Origin of the sequence: Pseudomonas graminis, assembly GCF_900111735.1 — a bacterium.
Taxonomy (GTDB): Bacteria; Pseudomonadota; Gammaproteobacteria; order Pseudomonadales; family Pseudomonadaceae; genus Aquipseudomonas; species Aquipseudomonas graminis.
The window spans coordinates 1-2,191 of record NZ_FOHW01000087.1; the positions used below are offsets into that span (position 1 = coordinate 1).

2 protein-coding genes and 1 pseudogene are annotated in these 2,191 nt (G+C 52.4%); all 3 read right to left on the bottom strand.

The window, feature by feature from the left end; genetic code table 11:
• Positions 1-94: pseudogene (locus BMY98_RS27180) on the bottom strand (aldehyde dehydrogenase family protein); the annotation flags it as partial.
• A 281-nt stretch (positions 95-375) separates the two neighbouring features.
• A complete protein-coding gene (locus BMY98_RS26510; protein ID WP_342742146.1) occupies positions 376-1,233 on the bottom strand; it encodes a DMT family transporter in 858 nt (285 codons plus the stop codon).
• A gap of 520 nt (positions 1,234-1,753) precedes the next feature.
• Positions 1,754-2,191: aldehyde dehydrogenase family protein (locus BMY98_RS26515; RefSeq protein WP_139214600.1), on the bottom strand; the 438-nt coding region annotated here is incomplete at its 5' end.

Sequence of the window (2,191 nt, forward strand, 5' to 3'; positions counted from 1 at the left end):
GAACAGCGCTCTGCACATAGATCCGATTGGGGCACACGCAGGTCTGACCGCCGTTACGAAATTTGGAGACCATGAGGCCGTCCACTGCAGCGTCGCCAGCCAACTGGGGTACGGCTCATTAGCCGCCTTTAGCTGAGCCTTTAAACGTTCTCCGGGCTTGTCCCCAGGTGCTGTCCGAGCAACAACAACGTAGCGGATCAGAAAGAGCCAGAATATTTTGATTGCCCTGACCCCGCTATGCGGCAACCACTCCGTAGCTCTATTGGCCCGCTTCATCGGCAAACGATTCGGCATGTCTCAAATATAGAAGCATCAAGCATTGGGCCGTACAGGCCGGCTCGAGTCCATGGCCGCTTGCTTGCTGCCTACAATGGGTCATTCGGTCTGCCGAGATAACGCCATAGAGGCAGCTACCAGTCCCGCTCCTACCCATATGTACCACTGCATGCCAAAGCTGAGGTATAGGGCTAGAAAAGCAGTTGATAGCACGGGGATCGAATAACTCAGGATCGCTACATGCTCGTGATTTGCTTTTTTCATGGCGTAGTCCCAGAGGTAGAAAGCACCTCCCATGGGACCCAGGCCCATGTACAGAATCGCACCGGCCTCCCCGGCGGTCAGGCTGGGCCAAGGATTCGATGCCCTGAAGAGAACGAGGCACGCAACCCCGGATACGATGCAAAATAGGCCAACGGAAGCGCTGCGAACGTCTGGATAGCGTTTGGCAAGTAGTGAGTAACAAGCCCACAGAAAAGCCGACAGTAGTGCCAGCCCGTATCCCCAAAGGTCGCTGCTGCTGGGTACCTGATGCGGATTGCAGCTGATAATGGCTCCAATGAAACCGATTGCAGCAGCGATCAATGTACGCTTCGACAGCTTGCGGCCCCGTACTACGAGCGGGGCCATGATGACGATCAGAACCGGCCAAAGATAGTGAATGAGGCTCACGCCGATAGGCTCTGCTAACTGCAGAGCGTAGAAATAAATCACGTGATACGTAAGCATGCAGAACGTACCTACCACGAAAAGTGTTTTGGGCATCGCCCATGATCTGATCCAAGGCAGACCGATAATGCCACCGATCAGCAATGCTGCACCTGTGATGAACATGGGGGATACGTTGGCGCAGAAGGTGACGCTAACGGCCAGCGTGCTCCAGATGATCACCGCTCCAATCGCACAAAGCATATTAGTCGGTATACGGAAGGTCGATGCAGCTGCGTTTGACATCATAGTCAGCCATGGCAGGAATTAAAAAAACTCAAGCCCTTCAGAGGCTTGAGCCGTTATGTATCAAGTTGAGCAGCAGATTGCTTACGCTTTGAATGCTTTTTTATGAGCTTCGAGCCTGTGCTGCACAACACGGCCGACGCCATTAATGACGTAGAACCCTCGTAACTTTGAGAAAATTGATATACAAATCAAACAGTTAAAAATAAGACCTACTCCCATTCGAACATCAACAATAGTTAAAACCACTTAAATATCATATGCTTACTTTAATTCTATAAGCTGACACCACGAAAAATAACATTAATGGAAAACTGTTTTCGCACGCTCGGTATTACTAACGCGGTGTGGTCATTGGTTAGGAGACGGAAACTCGATCGAGTGCCGCGAGTAGTCCACATTGAATCTCAGACTGATAAGACCATCATTGGTAATGTGCAGTGTGATAGATGCCTTGGTGCCCACAGCCACCTATCGCAAATTTCCCATCATTGCTTGTACCCCTCTGTTGTAGTTGTCGGAACTAGTTCAGGCCGCCCTGACACAGGTATTTGATGTGCATGTAGTCCTCAAGGCCGTAGCGTGAACCCTCGCGGCCATACCCCGATTCTTTGACACCCCCAAACGGGGCGGCCTCTGCAGCAAGAACCCCTTCGTTGATGCCCACGATCCCCGACTCGAGTGCCTCAGCTACGCGCCAGACGCGTTTGACGTCCTGGGTGTAAAAGTAGGCCGCCAACCCGAACGGAGTGTCGTTGGCCATCTCGATCACTTGAGCTTCAGTTGTGAAGCGGAAAATAGGAGCTACGGGGCCAAATGTCTCTTCGTTGCAGAGCTCCATGTGCGAGGTCGCATTGATCAACACGGTCGGCGCGTAGTAGTTCGGACCGTCTGCGACAGCGTCGCGGATACGTCGACCGCCGATGGCGATTTCGGCGCCTTTTGAAACAGCGTCATCCAC

Bases quoted from the DNA above. Each gene is read 5' to 3' on its own strand.
- BMY98_RS26510 (WP_342742146.1), bottom strand. From the start codon at position 1,233: ATGATGTCAAACGCAGCTGCATCGACCTTCCGTATACCGACTAATATG.